The 18619-nt window shown below is 59.3% G+C and carries 10 protein-coding genes; 7 read left to right on the top strand and 3 right to left on the bottom strand.

Annotation, left to right across the window (positions count from 1 at the left end; translation table 11 throughout):
• Window positions 1-165: 165 nt before the first annotated feature.
• Both AC07VV_RS21045 and AC07VV_RS21040 read right to left on the bottom strand, forming a co-directional pair.
• Window positions 166-1413: a ribonucleotide-diphosphate reductase subunit beta gene (locus AC07VV_RS21045; protein ID WP_096818122.1), complete on the bottom strand. Its 1248-nt coding sequence runs from the start codon at window positions 1411-1413 to the stop codon at window positions 166-168.
• 561 nt (window positions 1414-1974) lie between these two features.
• Complete coding sequence (locus AC07VV_RS21040; RefSeq protein ID WP_102621035.1) at window positions 1975-2235, bottom strand: DUF2790 domain-containing protein; 261 nt, start codon at window positions 2233-2235, stop codon at window positions 1975-1977.
• 463 nt (window positions 2236-2698) lie between these two features.
• On the opposite strand from AC07VV_RS21040, the gene acs reads away from it, so the two are divergent.
• The 7 genes from acs to argR all read left to right on the top strand — a co-directional run bounded on the left by acs (window position 2699) and on the right by argR (window position 10586).
• Entirely contained in the window at window positions 2699-4654 is a 1956-nt protein-coding gene (gene acs, locus AC07VV_RS21035) for an acetate--CoA ligase (RefSeq protein ID WP_102621034.1), read from the top strand.
• Window positions 4655-5342: 688 nt separating this feature from the next.
• Entirely contained in the window at window positions 5343-6116 is a 774-nt protein-coding gene (locus AC07VV_RS21030; protein ID WP_249482421.1) for an ABC transporter substrate-binding protein, read from the top strand.
• Between the two features lie 91 nt (window positions 6117-6207).
• Complete coding sequence (locus AC07VV_RS21025; protein WP_096818114.1) at window positions 6208-6897, top strand: ABC transporter permease; 690 nt, start codon at window positions 6208-6210, stop codon at window positions 6895-6897.
• The gene (locus AC07VV_RS21020) at window positions 6894-7592 is read left to right on the top strand and encodes an ABC transporter permease (protein WP_102621033.1); all 699 of its coding nucleotides are present in this window, start codon (window positions 6894-6896) and stop codon (window positions 7590-7592) included. Before AC07VV_RS21025 ends, AC07VV_RS21020 begins: the two co-directional genes overlap by 4 nt.
• A 1-nt stretch (window position 7593) precedes the next feature.
• A complete protein-coding gene (locus AC07VV_RS21015; protein WP_495037368.1) occupies window positions 7594-8706 on the top strand; it encodes a succinylglutamate desuccinylase/aspartoacylase family protein in 1113 nt (370 codons plus the stop codon).
• A 23-nt stretch (window positions 8707-8729) separates the two neighbouring features.
• Window positions 8730-9494 (top strand): ABC transporter ATP-binding protein, encoded by a 765-nt coding sequence (locus AC07VV_RS21010; RefSeq protein ID WP_003227281.1) that lies wholly within the window; start codon window positions 8730-8732, stop codon window positions 9492-9494.
• Window positions 9495-9605: 111 nt separating this feature from the next.
• A complete protein-coding gene (gene argR, locus AC07VV_RS21005; protein WP_085709719.1) occupies window positions 9606-10586 on the top strand; it encodes a transcriptional regulator ArgR in 981 nt (326 codons plus the stop codon).
• Between the two features lie 48 nt (window positions 10587-10634).
• Here the strand turns inward: argR and AC07VV_RS21000 are convergent, their stop codons facing one another.
• On the bottom strand, window positions 10635-18341 hold the full coding sequence (locus AC07VV_RS21000) for a dermonecrotic toxin domain-containing protein (protein ID WP_495037367.1): 7707 nt from the start codon (window positions 18339-18341) through the stop codon (window positions 10635-10637).
• Window positions 18342-18619 lie beyond the last annotated feature (278 nt).

Raw genomic sequence — 18619 nt, 5'->3', positions numbered from 1 at the left:
AGGCTCTAGTTAAAGTAGGCTTGTTGCCTGTCAGCGGAATATTAATTTGTGTTTTTGGTTTCGAGTAAGGGTTACGAAGTACAGTTTCATAAAAAAGCCCTGAATAGTTCAGGGCTCTTCTATGCTTGTTTTTGCGTATTGATTAATGACGGACTGCTTTAAAGATCAATCCCAGCTCAACGCACCACCAGTCTGATACTCAATAACTCTCGTCTCAAAGAAATTTTTCTCTTTCTTCAAGTCCATGATCTCGCTCATCCAAGGGAACGGGTTAGTCGTCCCTGGGTACTCTTCCTTCAAACCGATCTGCGACAGACGACGGTTAGCGATGAACTTCAGGTAGTCCTCCATCATCGCCGCGTTCATGCCCAGTACGCCGCGAGGCATGGTGTCGCGGGCGTATTCGATTTCCAGCTGAGTGCCTTGCAGAATCATCTGCGAGGCTTCTTCCTTCATTTCGGCGTCCCACAGGTGTGGGTTTTCGATTTTGATCTGGTTGATCACGTCGATGCCGAAGTTCAGGTGCATGGATTCGTCGCGCAGGATGTACTGGAACTGCTCGGCGACGCCGGTCATTTTGTTGCGGCGGCCCATGGAGAGGATCTGGGTGAAGCCGCAGTAGAAGAAGATGCCTTCCAGAACGCAGTAGTAGGCGATCAGGTTGCGCAGCAGTTCTTTGTCGGTCTCTACGGTGCCGGTGTTGAATTCCGGGTCGGAGATGGCGCGGGTGTATTTCAGGCCCCAGGCGGCTTTTTTCGCGACCGACGGGATCTCGTGGTACATGTTGAAGATTTCGCCTTCATCCATGCCCAGCGATTCGATGCAGTACTGGTAGGCGTGGGTGTGGATCGCCTCTTCGAATGCCTGGCGCAGGATGTACTGGCGGCATTCCGGGTTGGTGATCAGGCGGTACACGGCCAGGGCCAGGTTGTTGGCAACCAGGGAGTCGGCGGTGGAGAAGAAGCCGAGGTTGCGCATCACGATGCGGCGCTCGTCGTCGGTCAGGCCTTCCGGGTTTTTCCAGAGGGCGATGTCGGCGGTCATGTTGACTTCTTGCGGCATCCAGTGGTTTGCGCAGCCGTCCAGGTATTTCTGCCAGGCCCAGTCGTACTTGAATGGCACGAGCTGGTTGAGGTCGGCGCGGCAGTTGATCATGCGCTTTTCGTCAACGGCGACACGGGCGGCGGAGCCTTCGAGTTCGGCGAGGCCTTCGGCGACGTCGAGGGAATCCAGTGCAGCCTTGGCGCGGGCCACGGCGGCCGAGTCAGCGGCGGTCACGGCGCGGGCTTCGAGAGCAGCGGCACCGCCGGCGCTGTCGAGGCGGTCCATGTTGGCTTCGGTAGCGTGGCCGGCGTTGGCGCCTTTTACGGCTACTTCACTGTCTTCTTTGTCGAATTCGTCCCAGCTCAGCATGACGTGTCGTCTCCTGCGTGAGGGCCAGATGCCCGTGTGAAAACTGATGGTTGGTTTTTCACACGACCGTACTGGCCGCGTTGGATCTTAAGGAATCGTTTTTTGCAGCAGCTAAGGCAGGCAATAAAACAGAATTTTGTACGGGTTTCCGAGAGCCTCTGACGGGCGCAGGTCAGCGTTGTCGCTGCTGCGGGGCTTCAGAATGGCTTTGATCCCTGTAAGGGAATATTGCTGACCCGATTGGGCGGCATTATAGGGAAAAAAACACCGGCGTGGGGGAGGGCGAAACAGCGCAGGGCGGTTGAACGGGAAGGTGATTTCGATCGGAGCGAGGGTTTACAGGGCTTTCGCCGGGATTGGCCCCGGAGAAAATTTTTTCATTAATTTTTCTGCGTGTGATTGGTTGCTCAAAAAACGAGCAAAAAACCGCGTTTTTCACTATATCTTGTGTTTTGCAACCCTTTTACGTCACTTCAAACACAACTGAGCCCGACCGAAGCCGGGCTGGAATCGACCCTCGATGTTGCGCTGAGTGATCCGATTCGGTGCAGTCTCAAACCATCAATTGGTGCAGCCGTTACCCATCACGCTGTAACGCAGGATGTGGCGCTGGCCGGTGGAGTCGTCGTACTCCATTTTCATCGGTACAACTTCGCAGACATTCGGAACTTCGCTCATCGATACAACGTTGGCGATGTCCAGGTGAGTGGAGTAGGTGTATTCCTCGATGGCCGGTTGTTGCTGTGCGACATCAGTCGGGACCTCGTCTGCCATGGCGGTTGCGCACAGACTGCTGAGGGCCAGAACCAATAAAGCTTTCATCTGAAATTTACCTTCTTGAGGTCGAGTGGGGTCACGCAACCTTTTTGGGGTTGCGTGTGGAACTTCATCGTTTTGGTTTGTTACTTAAGAGCTGGATTAACGGCCTTCGTGGGGGCTGTAACGTTGTTAATCGCTTTGCCTTGTCGGCGAGGTGAATTCTAGGGAGGCGGGGAGGGGGTAAACAGACTCGGTTTTGATAAACACCTTTGGCAGATTTGGTAACAATCGGCGGATATCGTGATGTCAGTGATGCGGCTTTCCTGAGAAAACGAGTCGCCCGAATCGCTGGCAAGCCAGATCACACAGGGCTTGCGGAGCATTTCGCAAAGGTATTTGCGGCGCACCTCCGGGGTATCTGGATGTTTTGTAGGGGCTTGTTACTACCATCGTCGAATGGTTCTATACGGGCGCCCCGGCTACAACAGGGTCATACAAAAACAACTATTACACCGAGGTAGGAAAGATGAGTGCGGCTTCCCTGTATCCCGTTCGTCCCGAGGTTCTGGCCAATACGCTGACCGACGAGGCGACCTACAAAGCCATGTACCAACAGTCGGTCGTCAACCCTGACGGCTTCTGGCGCGAACAAGCCAAGCGCCTCGACTGGATCAAGCCTTTCACCACGGTGAAACAGACTTCGTTCGACGATCACCATGTCGACATCAAGTGGTTTGCCGACGGCACCCTGAACGTTTCCTATAACTGCCTCGACCGTCATCTGGCTGAGCGCGGCGATCAGGTCGCCATCATCTGGGAAGGCGACGATCCTTCCGAAAGCCGCAACATCACCTATCGCGAACTGCACGAACAAGTCTGCAAGTTCGCCAACGCCCTGCGTGGCCAGGACGTGCACCGCGGCGACGTAGTGACCATCTATATGCCGATGATCCCCGAAGCCGTGGTCGCCATGCTGGCCTGCACCCGGATCGGCGCGATTCACTCGGTGGTGTTCGGCGGTTTCTCGCCGGAAGCCCTGGCCGGTCGCATCATCGACTGCCGCTCGAAAGTGGTGATCACCGCTGACGAAGGCATCCGAGCCGGCAAGAAGATCTCCCTCAAGGCCAACGTCGACGACGCGCTGACCAACCCGGAAACCAGCAGCATCCAGAAAGTCATCGTGTGCAAGCGCACCGGTGGCGACATCAAGTGGAACCAGCATCGCGACATCTGGTACGAAGACCTGATGAAAGTGGCGGGCACTGTCTGCGCGCCGAAAGAGATGGGCGCCGAGGAAGCGCTGTTCATCCTTTATACCTCCGGCTCCACCGGCAAGCCGAAAGGCGTGCAGCACACCACTGGCGGCTACTTGTTGTACGCAGCGATGACCCATGAGCGCGTGTTCGACTACCGCCCGGGCGAAATCTACTGGTGCACCGCTGACGTTGGTTGGGTCACTGGTCACAGCTACATCGTCTACGGCCCGCTGGCCAATGGCGCGACCACACTGCTGTTCGAAGGCGTGCCGAACTATCCGGACATCACCCGGGTGGCGAAGATCGTCGACAAGCACAAGGTCAATATCCTCTACACCGCGCCGACCGCAATCCGCGCGATGATGGCCTCTGGCACCGCCGCTGTTGAAGGCGCGGATGGCAGCAGCCTGCGTCTGCTCGGTTCGGTCGGCGAACCGATCAACCCGGAAGCCTGGGACTGGTACTACAAGAACGTCGGCAAGTCCCGTTGCCCGATCGTCGATACCTGGTGGCAGACCGAAACCGGCGGCAACATGATGAGCCCGCTGCCGGGTGCTCATACCTTGAAGCCAGGTTCGGCCGCACGTCCGTTCTTCGGTGTGGTGCCGGCGCTGGTGGACAACCTCGGTAACATCATCGAGGGCGAAGCCGAAGGCAATCTGGTGATTCTCGATTCGTGGCCAGGTCAGGCGCGCACCCTGTACGGCGACCATGACCGTTTCGTCGACACCTACTTCAAGACCTTCCGTGGCATGTACTTCACCGGTGACGGTGCTCGTCGCGATGCCGACGGTTACTACTGGATCACCGGTCGTGTGGACGACGTGCTCAACGTGTCCGGCCACCGCATGGGCACCGCCGAGATCGAAAGCGCGATGGTCGCTCACCCGAAAGTCGCCGAAGCGGCGGTGGTCGGTGTGCCGCATGACATCAAGGGGCAGGGCATTTATGTCTACGTCACCCTGAAAAATGGCGAAGAACCGAGCGAGCAACTGCGCCTGGAGTTGAAGAACTGGGTGCGCAAGGAGATCGGGCCGATCGCTTCGCCGGACGTGATCCAGTGGGCGCCGGGGCTGCCGAAGACTCGTTCGGGCAAGATCATGCGTCGAATCCTGCGCAAGATTGCTACGGCCGAATACGACGGGTTGGGCGACATCTCCACCTTGGCCGACCCGGGTGTGGTGCAGCATCTGATCGATACGCACAAGACCATGAACGTCGCGTAAGCGACGGGTCTGAAGGCTGAAAAGCCCCGTCCGGCATCACGCCGGGCGGGGCTTTTTGTTTTCGATCGTTCCCACGCTCTGCGTGGGAATGCAGCCCGGGATGCTCTGCGTCCCAAGAGCGGACGCAGAGCGTCGAGGGAGGCGTTACCACGCGGAGCGTGGGAACGATCATGGAACACAAAACCCGCAGCCAATAATTATCGAATTGCTCCGTCAGCCTATTCCCACTGTTACCCGTCAGCCTTCAAGTAACTGAATGTGTAACCGCCTGCTCCGCAACGGGGCGATGGGAAACGCCGAGCCCTGTTTCGGGGCCTCAAAACGCCCGGTGAAAAATAAGACATAACCCCGCGCTTGCCGGATTAGAAGGGTTTGCGAATAATAGGCCCGCAATTTGCAGCATAGATCGGTTCACTGTCTTTCGCTCTTGCATGAAATTGCGGAGCTGTCAATGTGCTCAAGCGGGTTTCTCGGTGCATCTGTAATTAGTTGTCGCATTGAAGAAATATCGGCTTCGGGCCTGTCGTTAGAATGCCGATCACTCGCTCGTCGTGGCTCGTGTTGAAATCGCTGACGGTTTCAATGGGAAATTTCCCACGGATGCAGCACCGCTTTCCCGATTCACCCATTCGCATATTGGGCTGTCGCTCACTCTGCCGTTTTTGCCCTTTACCGATGGAGTCCCAAGATGAAGAAACTTGTGCTGCTTGGCGCCCTGGCACTGTCCGTGCTGTCCCTGCCGACATTCGCCGATGAAAAGCCTCTGAAGATCGGTATCGAAGCGGCTTACCCTCCATTCGCCTCCAAAGCGCCGGACGGCAGCATCGTCGGTTTCGACTACGACATCGGCAACGCGCTGTGCGAAGAAATGAAGGTCAAGTGCCAGTGGGTCGAGCAAGAATTCGACGGTCTGATCCCGGCACTGAAAGTGCGCAAGATCGACGCGATCCTGTCGTCCATGTCGATCACTGACGACCGCAAGAAGTCCGTGGACTTCACCAACAAGTACTACAACACCCCGGCCCGCCTCGTGATGAAGGAAGGCACTCAGGTCAGCGAAGGTCTGGCTGAACTGAAGGGCAAGAACATCGGCGTGCAACGTGGTTCGATCCACGAGCGTTTCGCCCGCGAAGTCCTGGCCCCGCTGGGTGCCGAGATCAAGCCTTACGGCTCACAGAACGAAATCTACCTCGACGTGGCCGCCGGTCGCCTCGACGGCACTGTGGCTGATGCTACTTTGCTGAACGACGGCTTCCTGAAAACCGACGCCGGCAAAGGCTTCGCGTTCGTCGGCCCGGCCTTCACCGACGTCAAATACTTCGGCGACGGCGTAGGTATCGCAGTGCGCAAGGGCGACGCCCTGAAAGACAAGATCAATACTGCCATCGCGGCCATTCGCGAAAACGGCAAGTACAAGCAAATCCAGGACAAGTACTTCGACTTCGATATTTACGGCAAGTAAAGACGTCGCTCGACCCGTCCGAAATGGCGCAAGCAACAGGATCTCTGCGGTTTGCGCCATTTTTTCATCCCAACTTTCGAGGACCTGAATCATGTTGAAAGGCTACGGGGCTGTCATCCTCGATGGCGCTTGGCTGACGCTTCAGCTCGCCTTGTCGTCCATGGCCCTGGCCATCGTTCTCGGGCTGATCGGTGTCGCATTGCGCCTGTCGCCAGTGCGCTGGCTGGCCTGGCTGGGCGATCTGTATTCCACGGTGATCCGCGGGATTCCCGATCTGGTGCTGATCCTGCTGATCTTCTACGGCGGCCAGGACTTGCTCAACCGCGTCGCACCGATGCTTGGCTATGACGACTACATCGACCTGAATCCGCTGGCCGCTGGTATCGGCACCCTCGGTTTCATCTTCGGTGCGTACCTGTCGGAAACCTTCCGCGGCGCGTTCATGGCGATCCCCAAAGGTCAGGCCGAAGCGGGCATGGCGTACGGCATGAGCAGCGTCCAGGTGTTCTTCCGCGTGCTGGTGCCGCAGATGATCCGTCTGGCGATTCCGGGCTTCACCAACAACTGGCTGGTGTTGACCAAGGCCACCGCGCTGATTTCCGTGGTCGGTCTGCAAGACATGATGTTCAAGGCCAAGCAGGCGGCCGATGCCACCCGCGAGCCTTTCACCTTCTTCCTCGCAGTGGCGGCGATGTACCTGGTGATCACCAGTGTCTCGTTGCTGGCGCTGCGTCACCTTGAGAAGCGCTACTCGGTAGGCGTAAGGGCGGCTGATCTATGATCTTCGACTACAACGTCATTTGGGAGGCCCTGCCGCTGTACCTCGGCGGTCTGGTCACCACCCTCAAGTTGCTCGCGCTGTCGCTGTTCTTCGGTCTGCTCGCGGCCCTGCCGCTGGGGCTGATGCGCGTCTCGAAGAATGCCGTCGTCAACATGACGGCGTGGCTCTTCACTTACGTGATTCGCGGCACGCCGATGCTGGTTCAGTTGTTCCTGATCTACTACGGTCTGGCCCAGTTCGAAACGGTGCGTGAAAGCTTCCTCTGGCCGTGGCTGTCCAGTGCAACGTTCTGTGCGTGCCTGGCGTTCGCGATCAACACCAGCGCCTACACCGCCGAAATCATCGCCGGCAGCCTGAAGGCCACGCCGAACGGTGAGATCGAAGCGGCCAAGGCCATGGGCATGTCGCGTTTCAAGATGTACCAGCGCATCCTGTTGCCATCGGCCCTGCGCCGGGCGCTGCCGCAGTACAGCAACGAAGTGATCATGATGCTGCAGACCACCAGTCTGGCGTCCATCGTGACCCTGATCGACATCACCGGCGCGGCCCGTACCGTCAACGCGCAGTTCTACCTGCCGTTCGAGGCGTACATCACCGCCGGCGTGTTCTACCTGTGCCTGACCTTCATTCTGGTGCGCCTGTTCAAGCTGGCCGAGCGTCGCTGGCTGAGCTATCTGGCCCCGAGGAAGCACTGATATGGAACGCATCGACCACGTTCTGCCGTGGAGCCACCTGGGCAGCGAGCGCCGGATTTCGGTATTTCGCTTCGGCAGCGGTGAGCGCAAGGCCTACATCCAGGCCAGCCTCCATGCTGACGAATTGCCCGGCATGCGTACTGCCTGGGAACTGAAAAAACGCCTCGGCGAACTCGAAGCCAAGGGCCTGCTCAACGGCGTCATCGAACTGGTGCCTGTGGCCAATCCGCTGGGTCTTGGCCAGTTGCTGCAAGGCAACCACCAGGGGCGTTTCGAAGCTGGTAGCGGCAAGAATTTCAACCGTGATTTCGTTGAGCTCAGCGCGCCCGTGGCCGCTAAGCTTCAAGGACAACTCGGTGATGATCCGCACGCCAACATTCGTCTGATCCGTCAGGCAATGGCCGACCACCTGGCCGCATTGCCCGAGGCCAGCAGCCAGTTGCAGGGCATGCAGCGCATCCTGCTGCAACATGCCGCCACCGCCGATGTGGTGCTGGATCTGCATTGCGACTGCGAAGCCGCGCTGCACATGTACGCCTTGCCGCAGCATTGGCCGCAGTGGCGTTCGCTCGCCGCGCACCTGGATGTGAAGGTCGGCCTGCTGGCGGAAGATTCCGGTGGCAGCTCGTTCGACGAAGCCTGTTCGCTGCCGTGGCTGCGTCTGTCGCGCCTGTTCCCGGACGCGCAGATTCCACTGGCATGCCTGGCGACTACCGTTGAACTGGGTGGTCAGGCTGACACCACGCCTGCGCAGGCCGAAGCCTGGGCAGACGGGATCCTGGCATTCCTCGCCGAACAAGGCCTGATCCGGGGCGAGTGGCCAAGCGCCGTGCGCGAACCGTGCGAAGGCATGCCGTTTGAAGGCACGGAACTGCTCCTGCCGCCGCATCCTGGCGTGGTGAGTTTTCTGCGCAAGCCCGGCGAGTGGGTTGAAGCCGGTGACAAGATTTTTGAAGTGATCGATCCGCTGTCGGATCGGGTCAGCACGGTGTGTGCTGGTACGTCCGGGGTGCTGTTTGCCATTGAGCGGCTGCGTTACGCCCAACCCGGTTTCTGGCTGGCCAAAGTGGCGGGGCGCGATGCGCTGCGCGACGGCCCTTTGCTCAACGACTGACTGTTTTTGTGAGAACCGACCGCATGTACAAACTTGAAGTCCAAGACCTGCATAAACGCTATGGCAGTCACGAAGTGCTCAAGGGCGTTTCCCTGAAAGCGGCCGCCGGCGATGTGATCAGCATCATCGGCTCCAGTGGCTCCGGCAAAAGTACTTTCCTGCGCTGCATCAACCTGCTGGAGCAGCCGCACGCGGGCAAGATCCTGCTCAACAACGAAGAGTTGAAGCTGGTGGCCAACAAGGACGGCGCGCTGAAAGCCGCTGATCCGAAACAGCTGCAACGCATGCGTTCGCGCCTGTCGATGGTGTTCCAGCACTTCAACCTGTGGTCGCACATGACCGCGCTGGAAAACATCATGGAAGCGCCGGTCCACGTGCTGGGCGTGTCCAAGGCCGAAGCCCGCGAGAAAGCCGAACACTACCTGAACAAGGTGGGTGTGGCTCATCGTAAAGACGCGTTCCCTGGGCACATGTCCGGTGGTGAGCAGCAGCGTGTGGCAATCGCCCGTGCGCTGGCCATGGAACCGGAAGTGATGCTGTTCGACGAGCCGACTTCGGCCCTCGACCCGGAACTGGTCGGCGACGTGCTGAAAGTCATGCAGGCCCTCGCTCAGGAAGGCCGCACCATGGTGGTGGTGACTCACGAAATGGGCTTCGCCCGTGAAGTGTCGAACCAGTTGGTGTTCCTGCATAAAGGCGTCGTGGAAGAAAGCGGCAACCCGCGTGAAGTGCTGGTCAATCCGCAATCGGAACGTTTGCAACAATTCCTCTCGGGCAGCCTCAAGTAATCGCTCCCGTTATGCACCAAATTAGGTCATGCTGCGCAGCGCGCCAGATGGTCTAATTTGGTTGCAGCCGATTTCGGTTTTTCCCTCTGTTTACGTTTCGGATCGCCCGCCATGACTGCCCATCGAATTGGTTTCCTGATTTGGCCCAGCACTAAAGCTCTGACTTTGGCGCTGGCAGAGGAGGCCTTGCGTGTTGCCCAGCGTGTGCATCCGGACGTGGTTTACGAGTTGTCGTTCCTGCAAGCCGAAGCACCGACCGAAGGTGAATGGCAACTGCCCGGCGAACCCTGGGCCGGCAAACTCGAAAACTTCCAGAAACTGTTCCTGCTCGCTGACGAGCCACCGACGACTTTGGCGCCGGCACTCAGCAGCGCGCTCAAGCAATTGGTGCGCGCCGGTTGTGTGATCGGCGGTCTGTCGGCTGGCGTGTATCCGCTGGCGCAACTCGGTCTGCTCGACGGTTATCGCGCCGCCGTGCACTGGCGCTGGCAGGACGATTTCGCCGAACGCTTCCCGAAGGTCATCGCCACCAGCCATCTGTTCGATTGGGATCGCGATCGCCTGACGGCGTGCGGTGGCATGTCGGTGCTCGATTTGCTGCTGGCGGTGCTGGCCCGTGATCACGGTGCGGAACTGGCCGGTGCGGTCTCCGAAGAGTTGGTGGTGGAGCGCATCCGTGAAGGTGGCGAGCGTCAGCGCATTCCATTGCAGAACCGTCTCGGCTCCAGCCATCCGAAGCTCACGCAAGCCGTGCTGCTGATGGAAGCCAATATCGAAGAGCCGCTGACCACCGACGAAATCGCCCAGCATGTGTGCGTGTCCCGTCGCCAGCTGGAGCGGATCTTCAAGCAATACCTCAACCGCGTGCCGAGCCAGTACTATCTGGAACTGCGCCTGAACAAGGCCCGGCAAATGTTGATGCAGACCAGCAAGTCGATCATTCAGATCGGCCTGTCGTGCGGTTTCTCCTCGGGGCCGCATTTCTCCAGCGCCTATCGCAACTTCTTCGGCGCCACGCCGCGGGAAGACCGCAACCAGCGGCGCAGCAGCAGCCCGTTCGAACTGTCGTCGGTGCCGCCAGAGCGCGGTTGATCCCTCGCCAGTCACGCCATGGCATCGGCTGCCATGGCGCTGTCTCGGTCAGTCTTCGATTTCCAGATCAGGCCTCATTTCCGGCGGTCGCGGCGTACCGTCGATGCCGGCGACGTTCAGGTTGTTACCCGTTTCCTGATAGTAGGCTCGAACCCGTGCCAGGCTTTGGGGTGACAGCGGGTTGTTGCGCAAGTCATAGCGGTCGCCGACTGACGCGGGCACATCCATGATTTCCTCCGGTATGTCAGTGATGGCATTGCCGGACAGGTCGAGCTCGTTCCAATGCAGATTCTCCAGCGTCCCTTTTGGTATCTCGGTGATCCCGGTATCGCTCAAGTCGAGGTCGGTCAGGCTGTGCAGGTTGCTGACGTCCGGCGTCAATCCTAGCGGGTTGTCGCGCAGATTGAGCACTTCGAGGTTGTCCATCCCCGCCAGTGCCGCGACTGACTCGGGCGTCAGGCGGATCTCGCAGTCCGGCAGGCTCAGCGCCGTCAGTCGGTTCATGGTGAAAATGTCCTTGGGAATATCGCCCAGATTGCATTCACGAAGGGCCAGGCTGTCCAGTCCGGGAAAGGCTTCGAGGAAGCGCCCGAGTCGTGATGAATGGCCGTCACCCACCAGGAACAGGTCCGGCACGTAGGGAAACGGGGCACCCAGTGTCGGTAATTCGCCGATGAAGTTCACTGTATGGCTGAACCCGTAACTGTCGAGGCTTGAATCCTCCATCGGGATCTTGCGCCAGCAGGTCAGCAGCGCTTCGGCGAACTGCGAACGCAGTTGTTCCTGACGCAACCGTGCGGTTTCCGGCAGTGGCTGGCCGTTGAGCGGATTCGCCGGAATGTCGTCGCTCCAGTGAGCGAGGCTGCGGGTGAGATCGCTTAGCGCCATTTCCCGGCGCGCCACTTCGTTGCGACCGTCGGCCAGCGTTCCGCTCAGGCGATAGAGGAAAGTGCTGGCCTGATCGTTGTCCATCGCGGGGTACAGCGTTTGCACCCGTGCGCGATCCGCTTCATCGGCAAGTACACCGAGATCACCGCCGGTGCGCCGGAAGTAGTCTTTGACCCGCTCGCGAGTCGCAGGGCTCAGGGGGTTGTTGCCAAAGTCGTAACCGTTACCGATTTCTGCCGGCAGGTTGAAAATTTCCTCGGGGATTTCGTTGAGGCGATTGTTGTTGAGGATGACGATTTCCAGCTCCGGATGATTGATCATCCCGATGGGTACCTCGGCAATCGCGGTACCGGTCAGATCGAGAAAATCCAGCGCCGGCAGGGAACGGATGTCCGGGGCCAATCCCAGCGGATTGTTGTAGAGATCGAGTTTCTTCAAGCGCGTCAGCGAAGCGAGAGTGGCGCGACCTTCGGTATCCAGCACCACCGCGCAGTTGCTCAGAACCAGACTTTCCAAGGCAGGCATGCGCCGGAATGAATCCGGCATATGCTGCAAACCGAGGTCACGCAGTTCCAGGGTTTTCAGTCCTGTGAAAGCACCGAAGAATCCATCGCCGGCACGCAACTGGGCATTGCCGGTGATTGACAGGGTTGCGACGTGGCTGAAGTCTGCGCTCAGCGTCGGCAGCTCACCGATGAAGGGAAGATTGAGGACCAGCCTGTCCGATCGCACCTCGGGTTGGGCTGTTGAGCGGGCGCGCCAGAATGCTTGCAGATCACGGCGATACTGATCGCGTCCTGAGCGCTCTACGATTTTGTCCTCTTCGCTGAGCGGGGTACCGGTTGACGGATGTTGATCGGGAATCTCCCCGATCCAGCGATAGAGCGTTACCTCCAGCTGTTGCCATTCCGTTTCCCAATGACCGAGCCGGAGTCGTCCGTGATCAATTGTCCCCGGCAGCAGATACAAGAGTCGATTCGCTTGCTCCGCATCCAGTAGGGGAAACAGTGCAAGCACGCGCTCGATGTCAGCCAAGGGCATCGACACCCCGAAGTTTTGCCGGTTGCGCTGGTAGCTGCTCTTGATTCGTTCGCGAGTGGCGGGGGACAGCGGGTTTTCGCCCAGTATGAATTGGTTGGGTGAAAGCACCGGCAGGTCGAACAAGCTGTCGGGCAGTTCGCTGATCCGGTTGTGATCGAAGTTGGCCATGATCAGAGTCGGGTGTTCGACCAGACCGTCCGGCAGGTGGTTGATCCCGGTATCGATCAAGCGCACGTGGGTCAGTGCCGGCATCGCCTTCAGTTCTGGTGTAGCGCCTAGCGGGTTGTGGCTCAGGTTGAGGAACTTTAAACGGGTCATTGATGACAGCCGGGCCTGGCTTGGCGGCGTCAGGGTCAGCTCGCAGTACTCCAGCACCAGACGTTCCAGCGAAGGCATGCGTTCGCAAGCCTCGGGCAGGTGCTCCAGTTTGAATTCGTGCAGCTCCAGGTGCCGAAGTCCGGTAAAGGATGAGAGGAAAGCATCGACGCCACTCAGGGTCGGATTGCCGTCGAGAGTCAGTTCGGCGATGTGGCTGAAGTCAGCCGACAACAAGGGAAGCTCGCCGATGAAGGGCAGTTCCGCGATCAGTACATTGCCTCGTTCTGTGGGTTTCTCGGCAAACCGGAAGCGCCACAGTTCTTCGATCCGCTGAGCGAACAGTCGTCTGTTCGCCTGCATCACGAATACCTGTCGAGGGTTGAGTAACTGCCCCGTGGTCGGGTGAATGCTCGGCCCTGCCGCAGCCCATCGCGCGAGGTCGGCGTTCAGTTGACGGATTTCTGCCTGCCAGTGCCGCAGTTGGCTACGACTGTGCTCCAGCGTGCCCGGCAAGTTGTAGAACACGTCGCTGGCGTCCTGCGCGTCGAGATCGGGGAACAGCTGCTGGGTGGTTTCGATATCGGCCGCGTCGGCGAGGACGGCGAAATCCTGGCCGGTTTCACGGCAGTACTGTTTGATTCTTTCTCGAGTGGCGAGGGTCAGCGGGTTGTTCGACAGGTCGTAGCCGTCACCGGCCTGGGCCGATAACTCAAACAGTGCCTCGGGCAATTCGGTGATCTGGTTTTCACTGAGGATCGCGGTCTTGATTTTCGGGTGATCAAGCAGACCTGGCGGGATTTCCAGCAGGCCTGTGCGCGACAGGTCAAGGTAGGTCAGAGAACTCAGGGGTTGCAGGTCGGGCACCAGGTCCAACGGATTTCGTGGCAGTTCCAGTGATTCGAGTCTGGGCATCGCGGCCAGCGCCGTCAGTGATTCGGCGGTGAAACTCACGCCGCAGTTGTCCAGTACCAATACCTCCAGCATCGGCAGCCCGGTGAGGGTTTGGGTCAATTGATCGAGCTCACCATTGCGTAGAAACAAGCGTTTGAGCCGGGGAAAACTTTTGAGGAAGGGCGCATTGCCGCGCAGGCCTTTGTTGCCGTTGAGGGTCAGTGCAGTGATGTGGTGGAAGTCAGCGCTCATTTCCGGCAGATCGCCGATAAACGTAGCTTCGGCCGTGAAGACATCGGCCCTGGCGTGAGGATGGATTTTCGAGCGGTGACGCCACAGGCGCAGCAGCTTGCCGGCGAAGGTTTCGCGCGCATCCTGCTCAGTGAAGCGCTCGTTAGCCTCCAGCGTTGCGCCGCTGTTCGGGTTGCGGTCGGGAATGTCCCTGGCCCAGCGAGTCAGATCACTGCTCAACGTGGTTATCTCGGTCTCCCACGCCGTCAGTTGCAAGCGGCCCTGAACCAGTGAGCCGGGCAAGCGATAAATAAGGCCGCTGGCCTGACCCTCGTCGATGTCCGGAAACAGCGTTCTGGTACGAACAATGTCGGCCTGTTCGGCGCGAACGCCGAAATTGACGCCCGTGCGAGTGAAATAGGTTTTAACCTGTTCGCGCGCGGCGGCGGAGAGTGGGTTGCCGGAAAAATCGTATCCTGCCCCGGCGGTGGGTGAGAACTCGAACAGCGCTGCGGGCAGCGTGGTGATCTGGTTGTCGGTCAGCCAGGCGCTCCTGATCTGCGGGTGATCGATCAGTCCGGCGGGCACTTCGGCAATCCCGGTGCGGGACAGGTTGAGATAGGTCAGCGAAGGCATGATGGTCACGTCGAAGCTTGGTCCCAGAGGGTTGTCCTTCAGGTCCAGCTCCACCAGCTCGTTGAGGGATGTCAGCAGCGTCTGGTTGTCCGGGGTCAGGGTGACTCCACATTTACGCAGCCGCAGTTGTCGCAGGGTGGGCAGGGTCGTGATGGTTTGCGGCAAGTTGTGCAGGTCGAAGTTCTGCAGGTCGAGACGGGACAATCGAGGGAAGCAGCCTATGAAAGTCTCGATGCCCGCGGATGTTCCGCTGCCGCTCAATTCCAGGCTGATGACATGGCTGAAGTCCGCCGTCAGCACCGGCAGGTCGCCCAGCAGAGGTTCGTTGAAGCGCATGCGGTAGCCAAAGCGTTCCGGAGTTTCCCGGCGCCAGCAACTGAGCAATGTGCGGGCGAACACTTGTCTATCACGTCCTGCGGCTGCCCGCCGGGCGAGGGATAGCTCCCGACCGGTCGCGGGATCGATCCGCACTTCCTGGAAGCGCCATTGATCAAGATCGTTTTCCAGGCGTGCATATTCGAGGCGCAGGCGCGACAGCTCGGCAATCGGATTCTCCAGATGGCTTTGCAGGTGCAGCACCATCGCCTGCAGGCCTTCTTGCGTGATGCCGGGAAAAACATCGCGCACCCGGGTTTCCAGGGTGGGCGGTGAATCGTCGGATGACAGATTGCGTGAGTAACCTTCAGTGCCCAGCAGACGCAAGGTGTCGACGTCGGTGGCGGGAGCGGTTTCGACTGCCAGTGTCAGTCGCAGGTTGGCGCGTGGCAGGGGATTGTCGCGTATGAGCTGCCTGAGTTTCTGCCCTTCGCCGATTTGCAGGTTCACTGCCTGGCGCTGTGTATCGGGCAAGGCTTGCAGCACGCTGGTGTAGAAATCCGTCGGGCCGTGCAGTTCCAGTCCGGCCTGGTCGAACGGCTGCCAGGTGCCGTCGGCCCGGCGCACCAGAACTTTTTCGATGGCCGCACCCACAGGGCCGATGGTGTCGAGCCTGTTCCCTGTAAACGACTGGTCGCGGACTTCGAGACTCACCGCGTCTGACCAGCCCGGCAGCAGCGGCAGGCTGTGCAGTGCCAGGGTTTCGGAATCCGGGTTGTGCACCGAGTCGATTTCCAGTCCTTCATAGGCGCGAGTGATCCGCAATTCGTGCAGGGCGGTTTCAGAGAGTCGCCGCTGACGCTCTGGAAGCGCGCCTTCGCCCAGTTGCAGCAGCTCGGTGCCGGTGGCGGTGCGAATGAGTTCTTCGGTGATCCTGACGGGCAGTCGCGGTACGTGCCGGGCTACCTGTTTCACCAGCGGAGCATCGCGATGCTGGAGTGATTGATAGCGTTGTTCGAACAGGGCAGGGCGCCGCAGTTCGGCGATCTGTGCGAGCCGGATCCTGAGCTGACGGCTGCGTACCTCGAGGGCGATTTTCAGCCCGAACTCTTCATTTAGGAGGGTGTTTATCTCGGTCTCGTCGAGGGTTTGCAGCAGGCTCTTGAGCAGGTCGCTGTCGATAAGCCGGTCAGGGTGAATATCTGTCAGCGGGAGCTGCGCATTGTCGGAGGACTGCCAGACCGTTTCGCCCCGGGCATTGATCAGGCGCAGCCGTTTGGTGTCCGGCCACAAGCCCTGCTCGTTGAGCAATTGAAGCTGGACCAACGGATCGGCCTTGCGATACATCGCTGGATCGTCGCTGGTCAGTTGCTCGATGAACGTCTGCAGATCCTGATCGATCCTGAAGCGCTCGATGGTGTCGGCCAGCAACGGTGGCACGCGCTCCTGATTCACGTGCATCTTGCGCAAACCGTCTTCGGTGTAGCCGCTGACTTGAAGCATTCGCTCGCGCCGGGCCGGGGCGAACGGTTCCATGCGCGGGCCAATACGTCGCAGCACGGTGGCGCCGTCCCATTGCAGCGGATTTTCCAGTTCGGTATGAAACGCGCCTTCGCCGTTATGCCGCACGATCGGTTCATAGGCATCGGTGCGCACAGGGTGTTCGATGCGCCACTTTCCAGGTAGCTCGTGATCGTTGACGACGAAGTGTGCCTGCTCCAGCGGGAGCAGTTTTTTACCCTGAAGCCTGTGCAAGCCTTGCGCGTCAGGCGTGGAGTCAACGGCCGGCACGGTGTCACGGGTGTAGCTTTGCAGTTCAGGCTTCCAGTACAGGGTTTTGCCGTTGCGCAGTTTCACCGGCTGAAAGCGATCCATGAACGCCACCACGTCGGCCGGCAACACCTTGGGCAGCTCGGTCATGGCGATGCCGGTGCCAATACCGAAAGCGCCGAGCTGGATCAGCGATTCGAGTGCTGCAAAGAAATGTTCGCTGGCTTCGGTCGTCTGACCTTCGGCCCAATCAATGACAGATTCGAAGACCTCATCGAGCAATTGGTAAGCGATGTACGCCATCATCATTTCGCCCAGAAACGGAACGAACGGCAGAACGACGAACGCAGCGATTTCCAGGATCGACGCCGCGACACTGACAAGAGCATCCCAGCGCCTCCAGCGGGCATTGCGATCGACCATCGCCGTCGGGACCGCAATCACCGCCGCATCGTTGAGGATCTTGTTCAATTTGCCCCGATAAAGATGTTCCCAGAGTTCACCAGTGATGGGGGTTGCCGCCAATTGCAGATCGGGCTTTTCGATGGACGTCTCGCGCCAGGGCGGCAATTGACTGTCGGACTGCGGTGGGTGCCACTTCACTTCGCTCAGGCGTTGCTTGAGCTGACCGAAGAATTGTCCACGCTGTTCGTGAGCGATGAAACGGCTGAAGAATCGCTGATAGTCGGTCCCGCGCAATTGCCGGATCAGCTCTTTTGCGAGGTCTGCGGTGGAGCGGTATTCCTTGATCGGATGCTCAGGGTCATCCGGTAAGTAAGCCACCGCACGAACTGCGGTATTCGCGCGTTCGAGGTCTGGCGCAAATATCACGATCCCGGTCAGGGCGACCGACATCATCGTCAAGTCGTGGCACCGCATTGGCTGGCCGTTCATCAATACGGTGGTTGCGTCATCCAGCAGGCTTTCAATCGACTGCAGATTGGCTTCACTGATATCGCCCTTCATCCGGGCCATCTTCAGTGCGACACGCAGTGCGGTTTTCTGGGCTGTGTTGACCTTGTGCCGCAGCACCGAGGCAGCCACCGGGCTGGCGAGCGCGAGGTTTTCCTCAAGATAAATCTTGTAGCGAGCGCCGATGTCCAGCTCCCGGCACAGACGGGCAAAGGCCTGGATACCGGGTTTCGCATTGAGCGACGCCAGCGTTTCGAATTGCCCCGTCGCCGACGGGCGGGTGATGAACGAGGAGCCGCTGGCATACGCACCGGCTTCTGTTTCGCCAACTTCGAAGTTATGCAGCGCCGCCTCCAGCAGAGACACCGTCCACGTCCGGGTGCCAGTAGTCATGCCGGCTGCTGTCACCGGGATATACAACTGCAAGAAGGTTTCCCTGACATTCAGATCCAGGTCGAAGCGCGACTTCAGCGCCTCGGTCAGCAGAGGCTCGGCAAAGGCACTGGCGTTTTGCACGCGGTCAAGCATTTGATCGACAGCATTTTGTGCCGTCATGTGTTGGGTGATGGCGCTTCTGAGGGCATCGTGCTGCGGTCGCGGGGCTGCCTTGAGCGAGTTGCCGAGTGGTCGACGGCTGTTCTTCAGTGCGGAGCGCCGGGCGGGTGAGGCCTTGCCCAGCCATTCGGGGATCGCTTTGGCCAGCGGTTCATAGTGAGAAGCGGGGTTGAGCGATTGCCCGGTGGTGGAAGACATCGTTGGCGTCCTTGAGCGTCGATAAGGAGCTCAAGCAGAGCAAAATGCGGTCACCGCCAGGTGGTACATATGTACGACAGGCATCGCCTTCGTAATTGATAAGCTCGCAGGACTGCTGCAATGGCCGGCGGCAGTTTAAACTGCGCCTTTGCGACGCTATATGTCGCATTGCCGTAAACCCGGGAAAAACCGGGGTTTGCGCTATAAGAAGTTGTCGCTTGGCGGCAAGGCCGGGCTGAAAACTGTCCTTACAATCCCCCCATCGCTCGCCAGTTTCA

It is taken from the genome of Pseudomonas sp. GW821-FHT02C04 (assembly GCF_059421845.1).
This window is presented reverse-complemented; position numbering and strand designations above follow the sequence as displayed.